The sequence below is a fragment of the Sorangium sp. So ce119 genome, assembly GCF_051524405.1.
Classification (GTDB): Bacteria; Myxococcota_A; Polyangia; order Polyangiales; family Polyangiaceae; genus Sorangium; species Sorangium cellulosum_G.
Genome location: NZ_CP150310.1, coordinates 9,392,672 through 9,408,856, shown reverse-complemented (window position 1 = coordinate 9,408,856; position 16,185 = coordinate 9,392,672). Strand labels below are relative to the sequence as shown.

The 16,185-nt window shown below is 69.3% G+C and carries 19 protein-coding genes and 2 pseudogenes; 14 read left to right on the top strand and 7 right to left on the bottom strand.

Annotation, left to right across the window (positions count from 1 at the left end; all coding sequences use genetic code 11):
* Window positions 1–183: 183 nt before the first annotated feature.
* The gene (locus WME76_RS35500) at window positions 184–816 is read right to left on the bottom strand and encodes a HupE/UreJ family protein (RefSeq protein ID WP_437956621.1); all 633 of its coding nucleotides are present in this window, start codon (window positions 814–816) and stop codon (window positions 184–186) included.
* Window positions 817–832: 16 nt separating this feature from the next.
* Entirely contained in the window at window positions 833–1,288 is a 456-nt protein-coding gene (locus WME76_RS35495) for a DUF6640 family protein (RefSeq protein WP_437956620.1), read from the bottom strand.
* A 301-nt stretch (window positions 1,289–1,589) separates the two neighbouring features.
* On the opposite strand from WME76_RS35495, the gene WME76_RS35490 reads away from it, so the two are divergent.
* Window positions 1,590–2,513: a LysR substrate-binding domain-containing protein gene (locus tag WME76_RS35490; RefSeq protein ID WP_437956619.1), complete on the top strand. Its 924-nt coding sequence runs from the start codon at window positions 1,590–1,592 to the stop codon at window positions 2,511–2,513.
* Window positions 2,514–2,896: 383 nt separating this feature from the next.
* Here WME76_RS35490 and WME76_RS35485 read toward each other — a convergent pair whose 3' ends face one another.
* Window positions 2,897–3,850 carry an AraC family transcriptional regulator gene (locus tag WME76_RS35485; protein WP_437956618.1) on the bottom strand — a complete coding sequence of 318 codons (954 nt, stop codon included), beginning with the start codon at window positions 3,848–3,850 and terminating at the stop codon, window positions 2,897–2,899.
* A 121-nt stretch (window positions 3,851–3,971) separates the two neighbouring features.
* Here WME76_RS35485 and WME76_RS35480 point away from each other — a divergent pair, with 121 nt between their 5' ends.
* Complete coding sequence (locus WME76_RS35480; protein WP_437956617.1) at window positions 3,972–4,421, top strand: DUF4267 domain-containing protein; 450 nt, start codon at window positions 3,972–3,974, stop codon at window positions 4,419–4,421.
* Between the two features lie 107 nt (window positions 4,422–4,528).
* On the opposite strand, the gene WME76_RS35475 is transcribed toward WME76_RS35480, so the two are convergent.
* A complete protein-coding gene (locus WME76_RS35475; protein ID WP_437956616.1) occupies window positions 4,529–5,104 on the bottom strand; it encodes an alpha/beta fold hydrolase in 576 nt (191 codons plus the stop codon).
* Between WME76_RS35475 and WME76_RS35470 the strand changes: the two genes are divergently transcribed.
* Window positions 5,105–5,308 (top strand): hypothetical protein, encoded by a 204-nt coding sequence (locus WME76_RS35470; protein WP_437956615.1) that lies wholly within the window; start codon window positions 5,105–5,107, stop codon window positions 5,306–5,308.
* A 210-nt stretch (window positions 5,309–5,518) separates the two neighbouring features.
* On the opposite strand, the gene WME76_RS35465 is transcribed toward WME76_RS35470, so the two are convergent.
* Window positions 5,519–7,372, bottom strand: coding sequence for a cytochrome-c peroxidase (locus WME76_RS35465; RefSeq protein WP_437956614.1), 1,854 nt, complete (start codon window positions 7,370–7,372; stop codon window positions 5,519–5,521).
* Window positions 7,373–8,217: 845 nt separating this feature from the next.
* A complete protein-coding gene (locus WME76_RS35460) occupies window positions 8,218–8,502 on the bottom strand; it encodes a hypothetical protein (protein WP_437956613.1) in 285 nt (94 codons plus the stop codon).
* Between WME76_RS35460 and WME76_RS35455 the strand changes: the two genes are divergently transcribed.
* The 5 genes and pseudogenes from WME76_RS35455 (at window position 8,501) to WME76_RS35435 (ending at window position 11,007) form a co-directional block, all read left to right on the top strand.
* On the top strand, window positions 8,501–9,319 hold the full coding sequence (locus WME76_RS35455; RefSeq protein ID WP_437956612.1) for a hypothetical protein: 819 nt from the start codon (window positions 8,501–8,503) through the stop codon (window positions 9,317–9,319). The genes WME76_RS35460 and WME76_RS35455 overlap by 2 nt on opposite strands.
* 175 nt (window positions 9,320–9,494) lie before the next feature.
* The gene (locus WME76_RS35450; RefSeq protein WP_437956611.1) at window positions 9,495–9,944 is read left to right on the top strand and encodes a hypothetical protein; all 450 of its coding nucleotides are present in this window, start codon (window positions 9,495–9,497) and stop codon (window positions 9,942–9,944) included.
* A gap of 7 nt (window positions 9,945–9,951) precedes the next feature.
* Window positions 9,952–10,329, top strand: coding sequence for a hypothetical protein (locus tag WME76_RS35445; RefSeq protein WP_437956610.1), 378 nt, complete (start codon window positions 9,952–9,954; stop codon window positions 10,327–10,329).
* A pseudogene (locus tag WME76_RS35440) lies at window positions 10,322–10,609 on the top strand (VOC family protein); the annotation flags it as partial. The gene WME76_RS35445 and the pseudogene WME76_RS35440, both read left to right, overlap by 8 nt.
* Before the next feature lie 2 nt (window positions 10,610–10,611).
* Window positions 10,612–11,007 (top strand): GFA family protein, encoded by a 396-nt coding sequence (locus tag WME76_RS35435; RefSeq protein ID WP_437956609.1) that lies wholly within the window; start codon window positions 10,612–10,614, stop codon window positions 11,005–11,007.
* A gap of 96 nt (window positions 11,008–11,103) precedes the next feature.
* Here WME76_RS35435 and WME76_RS35430 read toward each other — a convergent pair.
* A pseudogene (locus tag WME76_RS35430) lies at window positions 11,104–11,238 on the bottom strand (glutathione S-transferase family protein); the annotation flags it as partial.
* Here WME76_RS35430 and WME76_RS35425 point away from each other — a divergent pair.
* From WME76_RS35425 to WME76_RS35400, 6 genes are all read left to right on the top strand, one after another.
* On the top strand, window positions 11,231–11,641 hold the full coding sequence (locus tag WME76_RS35425) for a hypothetical protein (protein WP_437962193.1): 411 nt from the start codon (window positions 11,231–11,233) through the stop codon (window positions 11,639–11,641). The pseudogene WME76_RS35430 and the gene WME76_RS35425 overlap by 8 nt on opposite strands.
* Window positions 11,642–11,686: 45 nt before the next feature.
* A complete protein-coding gene (locus WME76_RS35420) occupies window positions 11,687–12,175 on the top strand; it encodes a transketolase-like TK C-terminal-containing protein (RefSeq protein WP_437956608.1) in 489 nt (162 codons plus the stop codon).
* Between the two features lie 342 nt (window positions 12,176–12,517).
* Window positions 12,518–13,747, top strand: coding sequence for a styrene monooxygenase/indole monooxygenase family protein (locus WME76_RS35415; RefSeq protein ID WP_437956607.1), 1,230 nt, complete (start codon window positions 12,518–12,520; stop codon window positions 13,745–13,747).
* Window positions 13,748–14,002: 255 nt separating this feature from the next.
* Window positions 14,003–15,013, top strand: a complete 1,011-nt coding sequence (locus tag WME76_RS35410; protein WP_437956606.1) for a DUF6585 family protein — start codon at window positions 14,003–14,005, stop codon at window positions 15,011–15,013.
* Window positions 15,014–15,156: 143 nt separating this feature from the next.
* Window positions 15,157–15,534 (top strand): hypothetical protein, encoded by a 378-nt coding sequence (locus tag WME76_RS35405; protein WP_437956605.1) that lies wholly within the window; start codon window positions 15,157–15,159, stop codon window positions 15,532–15,534.
* Between the two features lie 57 nt (window positions 15,535–15,591).
* Window positions 15,592–16,170 carry a hypothetical protein gene (locus tag WME76_RS35400; RefSeq protein WP_437956604.1) on the top strand — a complete coding sequence of 193 codons (579 nt, stop codon included), beginning with the start codon at window positions 15,592–15,594 and terminating at the stop codon, window positions 16,168–16,170.
* The last annotated feature ends 15 nt before the right edge of the window (window positions 16,171–16,185 follow it).

Here is a 16,185-nt window from a genome sequence, read left to right as displayed (position 1 = left end):
AGGGCGCGTAGGAGGATCTGCGGGCTGCGCAGGAGACCCACCGGGGCCGCGCAGGAGGGCGCCGGGGCTTGCACAGGAGGGCCGACGGGCTGCACAGGAGACCGCCGGCGTGCTCGAGCTTCGAGACGAAGAGGGCACGCCGGCGCGCAAAGGACATGGCGCGTCGCGGCGGGCCGTTTCCAGTCAGATGCCGGCCCCGCGCACCAGAAGGACCATCCCCGTCCCCATCACGGCGGCGCCGGCATAGCGCAGCCCCCGCGACAGGGACCCTCGACCGGCGGCGAGCTCGCCGAGGACGAGACCGCAGAGATGAAGCACGGTCGTGCTCAGCAGAAAGCCGATGGCGTACAGCGCCGGGCTGACCGCATGAGGCATCTCCAGGCCGTGGGCATGTCCGTGAAAGACACCGAACATCGCCACGCATCCGGAGAGCAGGAACGGTGAGGAGCCACGGGTCGTGGTGACGATGCCGAGACCGAGCGCCGCGACCGACGCCGCGATGCAAAGCTCGCCCAGGGGCATGGGCCATCGCGCCATTCCCAGGAGGCCGCCGACCAGCATCGCGGCGACGAACGTGGCGGGGATCCGGAGGAGGTGCTTTCCGCCGAGCTGCGAGCTGACGACACCGACGCTCACCATCGCGAGCAGGTGGTCCGCGCCGAACACCGGATGAAAGAGGCCCTTCAGAAATCCCGCGTCGGCGCCGCCCGGGTGCGCCCAGCTCACGGAGGGCCACGAGATGAGCGTGGCGACGAGCAGGGCGCGGGCGCCGGGACATGAAGCCCATCCCATCGCCTCTTGGATCGTGGATTTCATGAAGCGCCTCTCCTCGTCAGGCGTTCGCCACGCGCGCTGCCGTCGATGCAGGATCGCTGTGGAAGAGTTTGTAGGCGAGCGCCGCGAGCAAGAGCTCTGTACCTGCGATGAGCACGTTCGGGTAGAGCGGGACGCCCGCGACGACCGGGAGCGGCATGTCGGGTCCCGCGAGCAGGCTGGTCCCCGGAATGAGCCACGTGATGTAGAAGAAGGGCGTCCAGATGATGACGACGATCCAGGCCGCCACGTTGAACCCGACCTGCGGCTCCATGGACCGCCGCCACACCATCCACAATCCGACGACCGTCACGCCACACAGCATGAGCAGCATGAGGGCGCCATGAAAGCGCGCATGCTCATGCCATGCAGGGTTGAAGAGGTGGGTTTCATTCCAGTCCACGCCGACGGCGACGATGGCGCTGCTCACCAGAGCGAACGTGAGAACGACTCGCCCCAGGGTGCTTCGGTTCATGGTGATAGAGCTCCTTGCTCTCGTTGGTTGAAAATGGCCTGCTTCCCTCATCGGCGCGGCCACCTTGCGTTGAGATTCACGGTAGCGGTGGAACGTGGCCGCGGCGCTGCCTGGGGCAATATCGATAAACTGCTGCGCCAGGCATCTTCGATGCGACCGACATGGCCGCAAGCCCGAGCTTTTCCTTCCGCACATGGCTATCCATGGGCTCTCCGCGGTGAGTCGCGAAGACCATAGCCGCCCATTCGCCAGAACAACAATATATTGATCCAATCGATCGATTTGATTTTCTGATTGATCCATGGTACGGTCGAACGTCGTGGACCTACGACACCTTCGCTATTTCCTGGCCGTCGCCGAAGAGCGCCATTTTGGCCGCGCCGCGCAGCGACTGCACATCGTTCAGCCGGCGCTGAGCATGCAGATCCGGGCGCTCGAAGACGAGATCGGCGGCGCGCTGTTCGTGCGGACGAGTCGGCGCGTGGAGCTGACCGAAGCCGGCGCGTTGCTGGTCGTCGAGGCGCAGCGGGCGGTCGCGCAGGCGGAGCGGGCCAAGGCGATCGTCCAGCAATCGCTGCGCGGCGACATCGGCAAAGTTCGCATCGGTTACGCGGGCAACGCGATCCTCACGGGCAAGATGACGGACCACCTGCGAGCGTTCCGCAAAGTCCATCCTGCCGCGGAGATCGAGCTGCGCGAGATGCCACCTTCGAGACAGGCGGAAGCCGTGTTGACCGGCGAGGTTGACGTCGGCTACTGCCCGACGTTCGCTCTCAGGGAAGATCCGCGGTTGAGCGTCCGACCGATCGGCGCGTGGCCGCTGGTTGTCGCGATGGCAGAGGAGCACACGCTCGCGGCGCACAGGCGCGTGACGCCGAAGATGCTCGCCGGAGAGCCGCTCATCATGTTCCCATCGGAAGAGGCCGGTGGCGACGTGCTGAAGAGATTGATCCTCGTGATAGGAAGCGAGCCGCGCCGGGTCCACCGCGCCGACACCACGTTGAGCATGCTGTCGTTGGCCGGCGCAGGCCTGGGCGTGGCGCTGGCTCCAAAACCGCTGATTCAGCTGAAGGTTCCCCGCATCGTCTATCGTCCGTTCGTCGCGCCGAAGAGCGTCTTCGCCGAGCTGCTCCTGATCGGCCGCGCTGACGAGACCGCCGGCGCTGTACGCGCCTTCGTGAAGCTAGCGTCCGGCTCCTCGGATCGGGCCACCTCACGGTCGTAAGCTCCCTATCGTCGATGCGGCCGTCGTCCCCGAGATCATCGACCCGGCCGAAGGGGCCGAAGTTCGCCACGAGCGACCCCGAGACCAGGCTTGTCGTACAGCTCCATCATCCCAGGCAGTACGCGTGGCGAGAGCACTTCGTCACGGAATCGAACGGGATCATCGACGGGCTTACAGCGGAGGGGCGCGCGACTGTCCAGCTCCTGGACATGAACGACGAGGATCGCGTTCGCTTGCGCGCGTTCCTGCTGCGCCGAGGCCAGCATCCGTGAGGTCGCGGCGAGGCTCGACACGGTGCGGCCTCGATGAACGGAGCGACAGGCTGCTGTGCGATGACCACGCCCAGCCCTGCGACAGCGCGACACGGCGCGCCGGAGCGGCCCTCAGGAGCGGGCCTGTCGCCGGTACTGCCCGGGAGGCACACCCATGGCCCGGCGGAACGCCCGATTGAAGGCAAATTCGGAGTCGTACCCGACGCGCGCCGCGATCGACGCGAGCCCGTCGTCGCTCTCGCGGAGCCGCGCGGCCGCCTCCTGCATCCGCAGGCGTGTGAGGTACGCGTGCGGCGCCATGCCCACCTCGGCCGCGAACCGACGCGCGAGCGTCGCCCGCGACGTCCCGGAGCGGCGCGCCAGCTCGCTCACGCTCCAGTCGCGCTCGGGCTCGGCGTGCATCGACGCGAGCGCGCTGGCCAGCGTCCTGTCCCCGAGCGCGCCCAGCCACCCCGCCCCACCCGGGGGTTGCGCGTCCGCCCAGGCGCGGAGCACCTGCACCAGCAGGACGTCGAGCAGCCGCGAGACGACCACCGAGGCCCCCCGCTCGCCGCGCTCGTACTCCCGCTCCAGCAGCGACACCGTCGGCGACAGGGCGCGCGCGGCCTCGGAGGCCCCGCCGAGGTGCACCCGCGCCGGCAGCAGGCGCAGCACCGGGTGCGCGCCGGGCTCGTCGAACGCGAAGCAGCCACAGAGCACCCGCGTCTCGGCGCCCCCGCCGCCCAGCGCGCGCACGGGCCCGCCACCGCGCTCCGCAAGCCATCGATCGAGCGGCACCTTCGGGCTGCGCGGCGAGTCCGCCATCGCGTGCCCGTCCCCGCGAGGCAGCAGCACGACATCCCCGGGCCCCAGGGCGAGCACCTCGCGCCCGTGCACCAGGTGACAGGTGCCCGAGGTGATGAGGTGCAGGGTCGCGACCGCGGTCGTCGGGAAGCGGAGGCCCCACGGAGCGCGCGCCACCGTGCGGCAGTAGAGCTGCCCGCGCAGCCCGGTGCGTTCGAGGATCTGCCCGAGGAGATCGGATGCGCCGGAGACGTCCACGCCCACAGGATAGCAGCGATCCATCCGGCTACCCCGGACGGTGAGCGTCTCGGGCAAAGCATTGAGCCGCCCGCGAATGGCCCTCGGCGGTGGCCGTGACCATGATCCTCGTCGTGAAGCGCGGTCGATCGCGCACGGAGGCACCATGGAATCGCACCGAGACGACTTGCCCTGGAAGTTCACCTCTCCCACGGCCGTTCTGACGCTGCTGCTGGGAGCCTTCATGCTCTTCCTCAGCGTCCGCGGCGCGATGGACCCGCTGGCCGCCGCGCAGGGCTTCGGCCTGCCCATCTCCAGCGCCGATGCCGTCCCCTGGCTGCGCATCAAGTCCGGGCGAGATCTCGGCGTCGCGCTGGCCCTCTTCGGCCTCGTCGCGACCCGGCAGCGGCGCGCGGCGGGCGTCTTCGTGCTCGCCTGCTCCGTGATGCCCGTCGTCGACGCGCTGACCACGTGGAGCCACGGCGCATCCCCCGCCGTGTTCCTCGGGGTCCACGGCAGCGCCGCGGCCTTCTGTCTTGCGCTCGCCCCGGCGCTGCTCTGGCGGTCCGGGCTGCGACGCCTCGCCGGGGTCCGCCGGCGGTCGCCGAGTACATGAGCAGCACGCCCACCTACCTCGTCATCAGGCGATCTGCCCGAGGCTTCGTGGTGGACAGCAGCACAGAAGTCCGCCCGCCGCGCTGTTCGTTCTGGCGGGAGGCGCGCTCACCGCCTGCGAGAAGGCGCCTCTCCACGGGGCATTGCCCCCGACCGCGGCACCTTGGAGGACCAGCACATCGTCGCGGTCTCCATCGCCGTCGAAGTAAGCCGGAAGCCGTTGGTCGGCAGCGGCGCGAGCGGGCCCGCCGGCATCCAGGGGATGTACGGGTCAGCGCGCGACGCGGAGGCTCCTTTCACGCACGAGGCGCGCGACGGCCGCCCAGTCGACCGGCGCCACGTTCCTCGGCGCGGGGCAGGCGAGGCCGTGTTCTCCCACATGTCCTTCGTGCCGAAGAGCATCTCGACGACCGCCGGATCCTCGTCCCACGTGACGGGCACGAGGTCGTCGAGGCACGTCGTATCGACAGGAGCCTCGGGATCCGCGATGAACTTCGCCATCATCTGCGTGCCGCAGGGCGCCGCATCGGCGGTCTTCACGGGGGACTCGAACGTGACCACGTGCGGGCTCCAGGGCACCGCCACGAACGTGTGGTGGGGCGCGGTCAGCCTGTCGGCCGCCAGCTCCGCCTGGCCGATGGGCGTCTGCGGGTCGAGCAGGCCGTTCATCGCCAGGATGGGCACATGTGGACCCCGACCAGCTGCGGTGGAGGGTACTGGAGCCACGCCGGAGGCACGCTCGGGTACTCGACCCGGAACGCCGCGAGCGACGACGGCTCTCGCGTCATCGTGATGTCGCTGTCGACGTCGACCGACGACCCCGAGGCCTCGTACGCCACGACCATCGATACCTTCAAGATCATCGATCAGCTCATGTGCGCCGATTGAGCGTGGGCCCGGCGCGGGAGGACCGGATCGTTCGCCTTCACGGGCTCGATCGCCTCCGGCTGTGCCGTGCGTTTCGGGCCGAGCACGGGATCCCGCCGTACACCTACGTGCTGCGGATGCGCGTGGCGCGCGAGTAACGTACGCGTACCCCCTCACGGCCCCCTCACGGCGCGATCCCTGCCCGTGAGCGGCGGAGCGTCTTCCGTGGCGTCAGAGCGACTCGAGGTACGCCAGGAGATCGTCGAGCTGCGCCGGGGCGAGCGCGGAGACGTCGCCGTGGCGGTCGCCGCCGCAGGCCGGGTCGAACCGGTCGCGGAGCGTCTTCGCGCAGCCGTCGTGCATGAACGGCGCTCGCGCGGAGAGGCCGAGCAGCGAGGGCACCTGGAGCGCCTCGCCGAACCCGACATCCTCGTTGAGGTTGTTCGTGAGCATCGGCCCTTCGTGGCATTTCGCGCAGCCTACCTGCGGGTCATGGAACAGGGCCTCTCCTCGCCGGACGGCGGCCAGGTCGTCGGGGGGCGAGGCGGGGAGCGCCGGCACGCTGTCGAGGAAGCGCTCGAGGAGCCCCACATTATAATTTCCGGGCCATGAGCCGCCCATGCGCGAGACGAAGACCTCCTTCATGAGGTGGGTGAGGTCGCTCTGGTCGCCGCTCCAGTGGAAGGGAGCTGTCTTGAGCACGCCGCCGGCGACCGTCTGGGTGCGCCGGAGGCCGAGCTTGTCGAAGCGCCACGTGTGACCGTCCTCGTGCGCTTCCGGATGGCAGGAGGCGCACGCGATGCCGCGGGAGCTGAGCGGCGGCTTGTGGAACAGCGCGTGTCCCGGGTCCCTCACGCTGTCGCCGGGGAGGTCGATGCCCACGCGATCGTGCGTGTCGAGATCGAGCACCTCGATCCTCGCCGACTCGCGGAACTGGATGACCGCAGCGCCTCGCGCCGTGAAGGCGACGGCGATCGGCTGGTTCGAGTGCTCCCGCCACCTGTAGCTACCGCACGTGCCCGCGGCGTCCTCGCTCGTGATGGTGTCGAGGTCGATGAACTCGGTCGTGTAGCTGCCGGCGCCCACGACCGCGGCGCGCTTTCCGTCCGGCGCGATCGCGATGTCGACCGGGAGCGCGATCTGCCAGAGGGCCGGCGTCGGGCGCTCGGCTCCGTTCCCTGGAGCGGCCGAGGCCGGGGGCAGGACGCTGACGGCGCCGTGCAGGATGCCGCCATCGCAGCCGGCAGCCTCGTAGTAGCCCGTGGGGGCGAGCACGACGGGCGAGGTCAACGCGCGCTGGTGGACCATCGCCGCGCCGCCGCCAGGGAGGGCGACCATGCGCCAGGCGACCGAGGGGCGGTAGTCGGAGGCGACGGCGGCGCTCGCGGTGAACGACGGGAGCGACCGCCGCGAGAGCACCTCTCCGTCCGGGCCGACGACGAGGGTCTCCGCGGATTTGAACCGGCTGACGAGCAGGCGATCGCCGTCGACGATCACGTCGCGCAGGTCGGCGTCGAGCCGTAGCTTCCGGAGCGCGGCGCCGCCTTGGGCCGGGAGCGTCACGAGCTCGCCGCCGGCGCAGGCCACATGGATCGCGTCGAGCGACGCGTCGTAGGCGAGGCCGCGCGGCGCGGGGCAGACGGCGCGCCGGTCGAGCACCTTCGCCGTCCCGACATCGATCGTCGCGAGCTCGCCTGCGCGGCGCAGGGCGACGTGGACGCGGCCGGCCCCGTCCTCGACGACGCGCCCGGGCTCGTCGCCGCGCGCGAGGGGGATCGCGCGGGGCTCGCCGCCGTCGGTGTCGACCACCCAGACGCCGTCGCGATCGGGGTCGGCCGCCACGGCGGTGTGCCCGTCGCGGGCGATCAGCAGCGTGCCGCCGCTGATGGGCGGCGGGGGCCCGTCGATCGCGGGGCCCGACGGCAACCGATTCGCGGCGTCGTCGGGGGGAGAGGAGCAGGCCGCGACGCCGGCGGCGATCGCGCTCAAGGTCGCGAGGGCGAGGTGGGTTGTCGTGCGGGAGAGGTTCCGATGCATGAGGCCTCCGGAGGTGGCGGGCTGCTCGGCGAGCGCGAGCAACAGCAAACCCGAGAACGCTGTCGGGGAGTCGACGGCGCGCGGCCGAGCAAGAGCAAGGAGCGTGCGCGGGGGCGGGGGCGGGGGGGTGCGCGGCGCGCCCGGGAGGCGCGGTGCTCGGGAGTGCGGGGAGGCATAAGCGGCGGCAGCGTGGGTGTGGTCGCCTGGCGTCAGTGTGCCGGCATCCGTGTTGCGGACAGCCACGCGGGGGCAGCGCGGGGCGGGAGGGAGCTCCGGCGCGAGGGCGTGCCCTCCCGGCGGCTCGCGGCGCTTCTGCGCGGCGGCGCCATCGGGGCACGACGGGGCGCTCCACCCGCTCGGCCCACTCCGCCCTTGTCGCCATCGCTTCCTCCGCCGCCGCCCTGGCCCGACATGCCCTGGTGCTCTGACACGATTCTGTTGAACCCGTCGGATCCGAAAATCCGCTCGGCGTCACGGACGGTGAAGGTCCAGTTGATCTTGCGACGAGCCCGGTCCGCGGCTGCATTCCACTGCCGGACGCGGCGGCGTAGCTCGGCGAGGGTTGGGATGCGGTTGCGACCGAGGCGCTCCCTGGACACGAGGCTGGCTTCGATCTCCGCGGCGTTGAGCCAGCTCGCGTGCTTGGGCGTGTGGTGAAACGCGAAGTGCGAGGCGAGCGCACGGCCTCGCTCGGTCCCGAAGGCTTTGATGAGCGAGGCCGGGGTAAGAGTATTCGGAGCGAGCAAAAGCGTCGCGCTGGGCTCAAAGGAGCGGAGCCGGCACATTGGCGGTTTCACCGAGCCGCAACGAGCTCGAATTTCCGTGCGAAGCCATGGCGCTGCTCGGATTGAGCATCCTCGTGTGGCGACGGAGGAGCGGCTCGCGGCGAGCGATCAGCCGAAAGGGAGCCGGTCCCTGTACAGCTTCAGATCATGTGCCGCGGAGGCCATGCAGTGAATGTCGTCGGCGGCTTCGAGGTACTCCAGCATGGTCTTGACGCCAAGGGTCGTGTTCTCCGACGTCAATCTCATTAGCATTCTCCAGCGCGTTTTCTGGGACAATTCCTTGAGCGAGATCAAGCAGCTCTGCACGAGCGCCGCATGATCGGGGCCAAGCAAGTTCGGAAGGGGGTCCGGCAAGCTGTCCAGCAGTCTATCGATCGTATCTTTGATGATCATGGCTACCTTCCTCTTGATTTTGTTGACACCGACCTGGTTCAATCCAGGTACCAGCAGAACAGTCGCTAGCACAGGCAGACTGGAATGTGTAGCGATGCCAATCGAGTATCTGATGCCCACGAATGTCAATGACGCTCAAAAATTCGCGTGGCGCCCAGCCCGGCGCGCCCGGTTCGCGCCGCCTTGCGTGGCGCCGGCCTCGGCATCACGGGCTGCCGTTCGCGATCTCGCCGAGGCGGGGAAGCGATACACGCTGCGGGCGCGGACCTCCTCGACCACGAGGTGCAGCCTCCCGGCGAGCGGGCCGAAAACGGACCCGTACTTGCCGAAGCCGCCGACCTTGCCGCACACCGCGAAGACCTCCGCGCCGGCCATGCTGCCGGGCTTCAAGATGATGCGCTCCATCGCGTGGAAATCGAGCACGAACCTGTTCCAGGCGGCGCTCGTTGCCCTCGGCCGGCTCGACCAGACGCACGCGATGGTCTATTTTCAGGTCATCTGGAACGGGTTGCGTGAGCCCATGAGGCAGGCTCTGGGGGCATTGGTCATGGAACGGCAGATCGAAGGCGAGGCGACCTTTCCCCCGTTCGTGCGGAAGCTCATCGATCGCGGCATGCGCGAGGGCGAGCTCGAGGGCCTGCGTGAGGGCAAGCTCGAGGGCAAGAGGGACACGCTGCTGCGGCTGCTTTCGCGTGCAGGGATCGGGCTCACCGAGGACGAGAGCGCGCGCATCCAGGCATGCACGGACGTCGCGACCCTCGACCGCTGGATCGATAACGTCGTCGGGGCGAAGACCGCCACCGAAGTGCTCTCCTGACGATGGACGGAGGCGGCCCAACAAAGACGAGCTAGCCGAGGCGCTCAAGGAGGGTGAGGCCAGTTGCGGGCGGATGATCGTACGGCCGCCACCGCGTGAGGTGACGCTCGTTCGCAAAGCCTCGTGACGCCCAAAACGTCAGGTCAACCTACGTAACCGCATCGTGCGCGCTTCCATGAACCTGATTCAATTGGCCGACGTCCTGACCACATGCGCTGTCGATGACCCCTGGGCGTTCGATGGCAGCGACTTCCTGGAGACGCTCTCCAGGATCGAAATGACGGATGGCGTTCTTCAGCCGCCGTTTTCCCCGGAGATCGAGCTGAACGATCGCTTCATCGTGGTCGAACACGCGGGCCATGTGCCAGAGTCCTCTGTCTGGGGCTTTGCCGATCGTACGGAGCTCGAAGCGTTCATCCTTGGCCCCGCGGGGCTGACGAATCCGTTCACGACCTTCTGCGTCGCCTTCGTCGACGGCAGCTACCGCCCGTTTCGGCTGCTATACGTCGATGGTGCACGAGATGTCGAGTTCAGCAAGGCCGAGCAGCTGGAGCGCGACCCCTTTGGGCATGAGTATCCCGAGCTTCGACTCGAATGGTTGCCGACCGCGCGACATGGCTCGTGACGCGTCCATGCAGGAAGAGGTCAACGAGCTGCCGGTCGACATGGCGGAGGCCATCGCCGCGCTGCACTCGCCAGGTGACGAGGAGCTATGGAGGGCCGCCAGGCAGAGCCTCGCCCCGGAGAAGGCCGCGGACCTCGAGGAGCTGCACATGACGCGCCAGAGCGAAGGGCTCTCCGCGTCGTACATCGCGGCGCTCGCGACGCTCATGAAGGAGGAGCGGCACGCGAGGGCAGGCGGCCCACTTGACGCGCTGCAACGCCCGGCGTCGAATGCGCCCTGGATGACCATCGGGGCGGTCAAGGGCCGCGTTGACTTCGGGATCCTCACCGTCCGCGAAGACGAGTTCCGCGCGGTCCTGCGCCGCTTCAGGAGCACTCATGTTTGATCACGTCAAATTCGGGGTCAGCGACTATGCAGCGAGCAAAGCGTTCTTCCTCAAGTCGCTCGAGCCGCTCGGCGTAGCTGTCGTCTCGGAGGGACCGCCGACGTATGGCGTCGAGCTCAGCGCAAAGGGCAATGTTTCGATGTGCCTGTACCAGACCGAGGAGAAGCCGGCGCATCTTCACCTGGCGTTCACGGCCGAGAATCGACAGCAAGTCGATGCTTTCTACCGCGCAGCTCTGGAGGCGGGGGGCAGAGACACGGCGCAACCCACCCGAGCACCACGATGAAAACTCATCTCGCAAGCTGCAGTTGCGGCAAGTTGTCGGCCGAGGTCGAGGGCGAGCCGATTCGCGTCTCCGTCTGCCACTGCCTGGCCTGCCAGCGAAGGACCGGGAGTGTCTTCGGCGCTCAAGCCAGGTTCAGCCGCGAGAGCGTGAAGATAAAGGGGCACGGGAAGGACTTCGTTCGCATCGGGGATGAAGGGACGAAGAGCACCTTCACGTTCTGTCCTGAATGTGGCGCCACCGTCTATTGCGCGATGGCCGGGCACGAGGACATGATCGCCATACCGGTGGGAGCCTTCGCGGACCCGGCCTTCCCCGGTCCAACGTTCTCTGTCTACGAAGAGCGAATGCATGGCTGGGTGGTCATGCCGCAAGACATCGAGCACATGCGCTAGGTCAGGGCGCGTCAGACGCACGTCATGGCGCTGCCACGCCGGGCGGGCCTGGCAGCGCTCGAAGTAGGCCTTGAGCCTCGGGAAGGGATCCATCAGGTCGGTCTTGCGGATGGTGCGCAGGACGCCGGCCATCATGATGTCGGCCGCCGTGAAATCGGCGCAGGCGATCCACGCGCGGTCCTCGAGGCGGCGCTCGACGTGGCCGAGCCAGCGGCGGGCGAGGTTGGGCACCTCCGCGTGGAGCTTTTGTGCGGCCTTGCCGGCCGAGGCGCGCGCGTGCTTCCGCTCCGTCGGGGAGCGCGGCAAGGCCCTGCACAGGGACTGGGACCAGCGCTTCGCCGCCTACGCCAGGGCGTATCCCGAGCTGGCGCAGGAGATCGAGCGGCGCTTCAGCGCAGAGCTCCCTGCCGGCTGGGACGAGAGCCTGCCGAGGTGGCCCGCCGATGCCAGAGGGATGGCCACCCGCAAGGCCTCCGAGGCAGTGCTGCAAGCGCTGGCGAAGGCGGTGCCGGAGCTCGTCGGCGGCTCGGGTGACCTGGATCCTTCGACGTTCACCTGGCTCAAGGAGGGCGGCGATCTCGAGTCACCGGCACGGCAACGTGAGGGGGTGGACGGGACCGTCGGCGGCGGCTGAGGTTACGCGGGGCGCAACATCCACTTCGGCGTCCGCGAGCACGCGATGGGCGCGATCGTCAATGGCCTTGTCTATCACGGCGGCTTCACGGCCGAGGAGCTGCGCCGGGGCGCGTACGTGCTCAATCGACGCGAGGCCGATCCCGAGCTCATTCTGATCGGGACCGGCTCCGAGGTGCCGCTCATCGTCGCCGCCGAGCCGGCCCTGCGCCAGCGCGGCGTCCGGGTGCGCCTTGTGTCGATGCCATCGTGGGAGCTCTTCGCGCAGCAGAGCGCGGAGTACCGCGAGAGCGTGCTGCCCCGCGCGGTGAAGGCCAGGCTCGCGGTGGAAGCCGCCCGGTCGTTCGGCTGGGAGCGCTGGGTCGGCTCGGACGGCGACGTCCTCTCCGTCGACCGGTTCGGGGCGTCGGCGCCCGGTGATCTCGTGATGAAGGAGTACGGTTTCTCGGTCGATCACGTCGTGGAGCGGGCCCTCGCGCTCCTCGAAAGGCCGAGAGCCGTGGGGTCGCGGCGCGCATCGCCACGCTGCCGATGAGCGACGTGCTGCGGGCGACACACCCGAGGGCGGTCGCCTCAACGCTGCTCCTCGATGTGGATTCCACACATCCCCCTCCCGACGACGGTGGGCCGCTCTACTGTGCTCCTCCACAACACCCGGCCTGATCGAGGCCGCCGAGGAGAAATTCAGGGCCTCGCTCGAGAACGACACGCGCGTTCCGCGCAGCGGTGTGGTCCTCTGGAATGAGGCCGCCGCGCGAGGGGCCTTCGCCGCCGCGATCCGCTCCCGCGACGTCGCCGCGGTCGGGGGCGCCGAGAGCCCGGCGGACGTCGCCGTGAAGCTCGCACCGACCAGGTGAGAAGGACGAGGAGGACAAGGATGCCCACCATTGCAATCGTCGGCGCCGGCATGGCCGGCCTGCACCTCGCGCTGCACCTCCAGAAGGAGGGGCTCGACGTGAGCCTGTACGAGGAGCGCACGCCGGACGAGATCCGGGCGGGGCGCTTGCCCAGCACCGTCGCGCTCTCCCCGCCGACCCGGGCGCGCCAGCGGGCGCTCGGCGTCGCGCACTGGGAGGGGGCCGAGCACGCCACCCGCATCGTCCGGGTGCGCGTGGCGGCTGATCCGCCGCTCGGCTTCGCCGGCCACCCCCCGGATCACATGCTCTTCATCGACATGCGCGTCTATCTGCCCCGGCTGCTCGAGGACTTCGCCGCGCGCGGCGGCCGCGTGGTGAAGGCCTCGCTCGACGCGCCCGGCGTCCGCGACCTCGCCGCGGGGCACGACCTCGTGGTCGTCGCCACGGGCCGCGCGGGCCTCTCGGACCTCTTCCCGAAGGTCCCCGAGCGCAGCCCCCACGCCGGGCCCCAGCGGCGGCTCTTCGCGGGCATCGTCCGCGGGCTCCGCATGCCCGAGCGGCGCGAGTTCATGTTCCAGCTCTCCCCGGGGCACGGCGAGATCTTCGAGAACCAGTACCTCACGCTCGGCGGGGTCGCGCCATCGCTGCTCATCGAGGCGATCCCCGGCGGCGCGCTCGAGCCGATCACGCGGATGCGCCACGAGGACGATCCGGCGCGGTTCGACGCGGCGCTGCTCGACGCGGTGCTCGCGCACGCGCCGCTCACGGCCGAGCGCGTCGATCGGGCGAGCTTCGGCGTGGCCAGCCCGCGCGACTACCTGACCGGCGCCGTGACGCCGGTGGTGCGGCGCGCGTACGCTCCCCTCGGCGGCGGCAGGTTCGCGCTCGCGCTGGGCGATCTCCACATCACCCACGATCCGATCACGGGCCAGGGCGCGAACATGGCCACGCTGGCGGGGTGGCTCGCCGCCGAGCGGATCGCGGGGCACGCCGCCGCCGGCGCCGCGTTCGATGAGGCGTTCTGCGCGGACCTGGACGACCGCCTCTGGGAGGCGCTCCGGCCGGCCACGGAGTGGACGAACGCCTTCCTCCTGCCGCCGCCGGACCACGCGGTGGCGCTCCTCGCCGCGGCCTCGCACAGCCAGCCGCTGGCCGACGCGTTCGCCACGAACTTCTCTTACCCGGATCGCCAGTGGGCGATCCTCTCGTCGCCCGAGGCGACGGCCCGCTTCATCGCGAGCCACGCCTGACGCGGGGCCGCGGGGGGGGCATCGATGCCGATATCTTTCGCGTACTTGCCTCATCCGCGGCATGGAACTCTCTCGTCCGGTTGTGCTGGGAGCCTGCTCGTGATCGGTGACAGCAGCCCCGTCGTCACGCTCGAGATGGCAACGGAGCTGCGGAGTTTCGACCCACGCGGGTCGGACGGAAAACGCATCTACTCTGGACCGCAGCAGCTTCACCCTCGCCCGCCGCCCCGCCGCCCTCCGTGATATGGACTTCCCATGCCTGCGCGACCCTACCGTGAGCCCTCTCCGGTCGAGCCCGACCCCGCGCCGCAGCAGTCGGAGGCGGTCCGGCTCGGGAGTCTGCGCTCCGTCCACGCGCCGCCGCCGCTGCGCCGGGCGCTCCTCGGCCCGATCCTGATCGCGGCGCTGATCGTCGTTATCGGCGCCGCGGGCGGTGCGTCACTGGCCATCCTCATCGCCCTTGCTGGGGCCACGCTCGCGATCCTCGCCTGGGAACCGCTGCGCAACCGCGGGTGGTCGGCGGCGCTGCACGCGCAGGGATTGGTCCTGCTGCAATCAGGCACCCGGCGGGTCGTCCCGTTCGACGACGTGAACGAGGTCTGGTACGAGATCCGTCCAATTCACAATCAGGCGGGGGCGTACCTCGGCGCCCTCCGCCTTGTCGAGTACTCCGGTGAGGAGCACCGCTTGCCCCTCGCGGTCAACGACGGCGCCACCCTCGCCATCAGCGTGTTGCGCGGGTGCTCGGGGCCGCTGTTCCTCGAAGCTCGCCGGGCGCTCGGAGAAGGTGAGGTGCTCTCGTTCGGGCAGATCCAGCTTGATCGCGCGGGGATCACCGTCGGCGGTGCGCGGATGATGTGGAGCGAGATCCGGCTGGCCGTCGTGTCGCACGCGCGCGTGCGCCTCTATCGCCGCTTTCCGATCCTGGCCTGGCGCACCCTACGCCTCGATCGCATCCCCAACCCCGCGGTATTCATTGATCTGGTCGCGCTGTGCGCGGCGAAGACGCGAGTCGACGATCCGCTCATCGTGCCTCTCACCTCCGGGGACGAGAAGCTGCGCGTCCAGGCCGCAAAGGGAGACAACGAGTGGGCGCTGCGGGAGATGCTCGTCGGCGGCCTCTTCTGCATCGCGGGCATCACCTTCACCGTGGCGACCTACTCAGCGAGCAGCAGCTCGTATATGCTTGCGTGTTGGCCCATTCTTTTCGGAGCGTTCCGCTTCTTCAAGGGCGTCGCGTCGCTGCTGCGCGGCCCGCGCCTGTGACGTTCATGTCAGAGCAGCAGCGGAGATCGACCGGCTGCGCGTCGGTGGGGCCGCGCGCCGCCGACCTTGCTTGCCTCGACGGCTCATCGTAAACCAGGACATGGCCGTTCAAGCCCTTACCGTGAATCTGCCCGAGCCGCTGTATGAGCGCCTGGCTCGCCGCGCAGATGACGCAACGAACCGTCGAGGCCGAGCTCGTCGACGCAGCGGCAACCTCCCTCCCTGAAGAGCCCGACGAGCTGCCGGTCGACATGGCGGAGGCCATCGCCGCGCTGCACTTGCTGGGTGACGAGGAACTATGGCGGGCCGCCAAGCAGAGCCTCGCCCCGGAGAAGGCCGCGGACCTCGAGGAGCTGCACATCAAGCGCCAGAGCGAAGGGCTCTCCGCGTCGGACATCGAGGCGCTCGCGACGCTCATGAAGGAGTACACGCGGATCATGCTGGTTCGTTCCCGATCTGCGGCCCTGCTCAAACAGCGAGGTCATGACGTCTTGTGGCTTCAACAAAGACATGAACCGTAGCTACATCGGGAGGGCGCTGCGTGAGCAGCGGGTTGGCATCCGCCCGAGGATTGAACCATGAGCCCACCCGACCAGACGCCCATGGTATTCGGGGATCGGCTGGACTTCGCCATCGAAGCGGACGTGGAGCCCGACCTGGAGCCCCCGAGCGCGGTGTGGGGGCGCATGTGCGTCTGGTGTCGCGGGGTGGCCCTCGGAGACCTCGGGGAGTCGCGCTGCGCGCTGTACCCGGCCTACCTCGCGTTTCGCTGGCTGCCCTCCAACCTCGACCGCCTGTGGTCCGAGGAGCTGGCCGGGTTGGACGACATCGCTGCCTGGAACTTCCTCGACGGGCTACTGTACGGCCATCATGGAGACGTCGAAGTGCCCGATACGCGAACGGCCGAGGAGCTCCGCCGGGACTCGACGTTCTGGAGCGCCCACACTTTCCTGACCGGCTGGGGCGAGCAGTTCAGCGGGTGCAAAGCGTTCATCCTCTGCCCGCCCGACGGCTCGGTTCGCATCCTCTCTCGCGAGCTACCCGGGCACATGGGCCGCGGCGTGGATGTGTCGCGGGCCGGGCTCGTCGCAGCCGTCGAGGGGTTCACCCGCTGGTTCGAGCAACAGGCGCGGCGCCTGGAAGGCGGTCGGGCCTGATGCACGCCGATGCGG

Bases quoted from the DNA above. Each gene is read 5' to 3' on its own strand.
- WME76_RS35435 (WP_437956609.1), top strand. From the start codon at position 10,612: ATGAAAACTCATCTCGCAAGCTGCAGTTGCGGCAAGTTGTCGGCCGAG.
- WME76_RS35445 (WP_437956610.1), top strand. From the start codon at position 9,952: ATGCAGGAAGAGGTCAACGAGCTGCCGGTCGACATGGCGGAGGCCATC.
- WME76_RS35400 (WP_437956604.1), top strand. From the start codon at position 15,592: ATGAGCCCACCCGACCAGACGCCCATGGTATTCGGGGATCGGCTGGAC.
- WME76_RS35495 (WP_437956620.1), bottom strand. From the start codon at position 1,288: ATGAACCGAAGCACCCTGGGGCGAGTCGTTCTCACGTTCGCTCTGGTG.
- WME76_RS35415 (WP_437956607.1), top strand. From the start codon at position 12,518: ATGCCCACCATTGCAATCGTCGGCGCCGGCATGGCCGGCCTGCACCTC.
- WME76_RS35450 (WP_437956611.1), top strand. From the start codon at position 9,495: ATGAACCTGATTCAATTGGCCGACGTCCTGACCACATGCGCTGTCGAT.
- WME76_RS35405 (WP_437956605.1), top strand. From the start codon at position 15,157: ATGAGCGCCTGGCTCGCCGCGCAGATGACGCAACGAACCGTCGAGGCC.
- WME76_RS35455 (WP_437956612.1), top strand. From the start codon at position 8,501: ATGGCTACCTTCCTCTTGATTTTGTTGACACCGACCTGGTTCAATCCA.
- WME76_RS35410 (WP_437956606.1), top strand. From the start codon at position 14,003: ATGCCTGCGCGACCCTACCGTGAGCCCTCTCCGGTCGAGCCCGACCCC.
- WME76_RS35490 (WP_437956619.1), top strand. From the start codon at position 1,590: ATGGTACGGTCGAACGTCGTGGACCTACGACACCTTCGCTATTTCCTG.
- WME76_RS35500 (WP_437956621.1), bottom strand. From the start codon at position 816: ATGAAATCCACGATCCAAGAGGCGATGGGATGGGCTTCATGTCCCGGC.
- WME76_RS35480 (WP_437956617.1), top strand. From the start codon at position 3,972: ATGGAATCGCACCGAGACGACTTGCCCTGGAAGTTCACCTCTCCCACG.
- WME76_RS35470 (WP_437956615.1), top strand. From the start codon at position 5,105: ATGTGGACCCCGACCAGCTGCGGTGGAGGGTACTGGAGCCACGCCGGA.
- WME76_RS35485 (WP_437956618.1), bottom strand. From the start codon at position 3,850: ATGGATCGCTGCTATCCTGTGGGCGTGGACGTCTCCGGCGCATCCGAT.
- WME76_RS35420 (WP_437956608.1), top strand. From the start codon at position 11,687: ATGGGCGCGATCGTCAATGGCCTTGTCTATCACGGCGGCTTCACGGCC.
- WME76_RS35460 (WP_437956613.1), bottom strand. From the start codon at position 8,502: ATGATCATCAAAGATACGATCGATAGACTGCTGGACAGCTTGCCGGAC.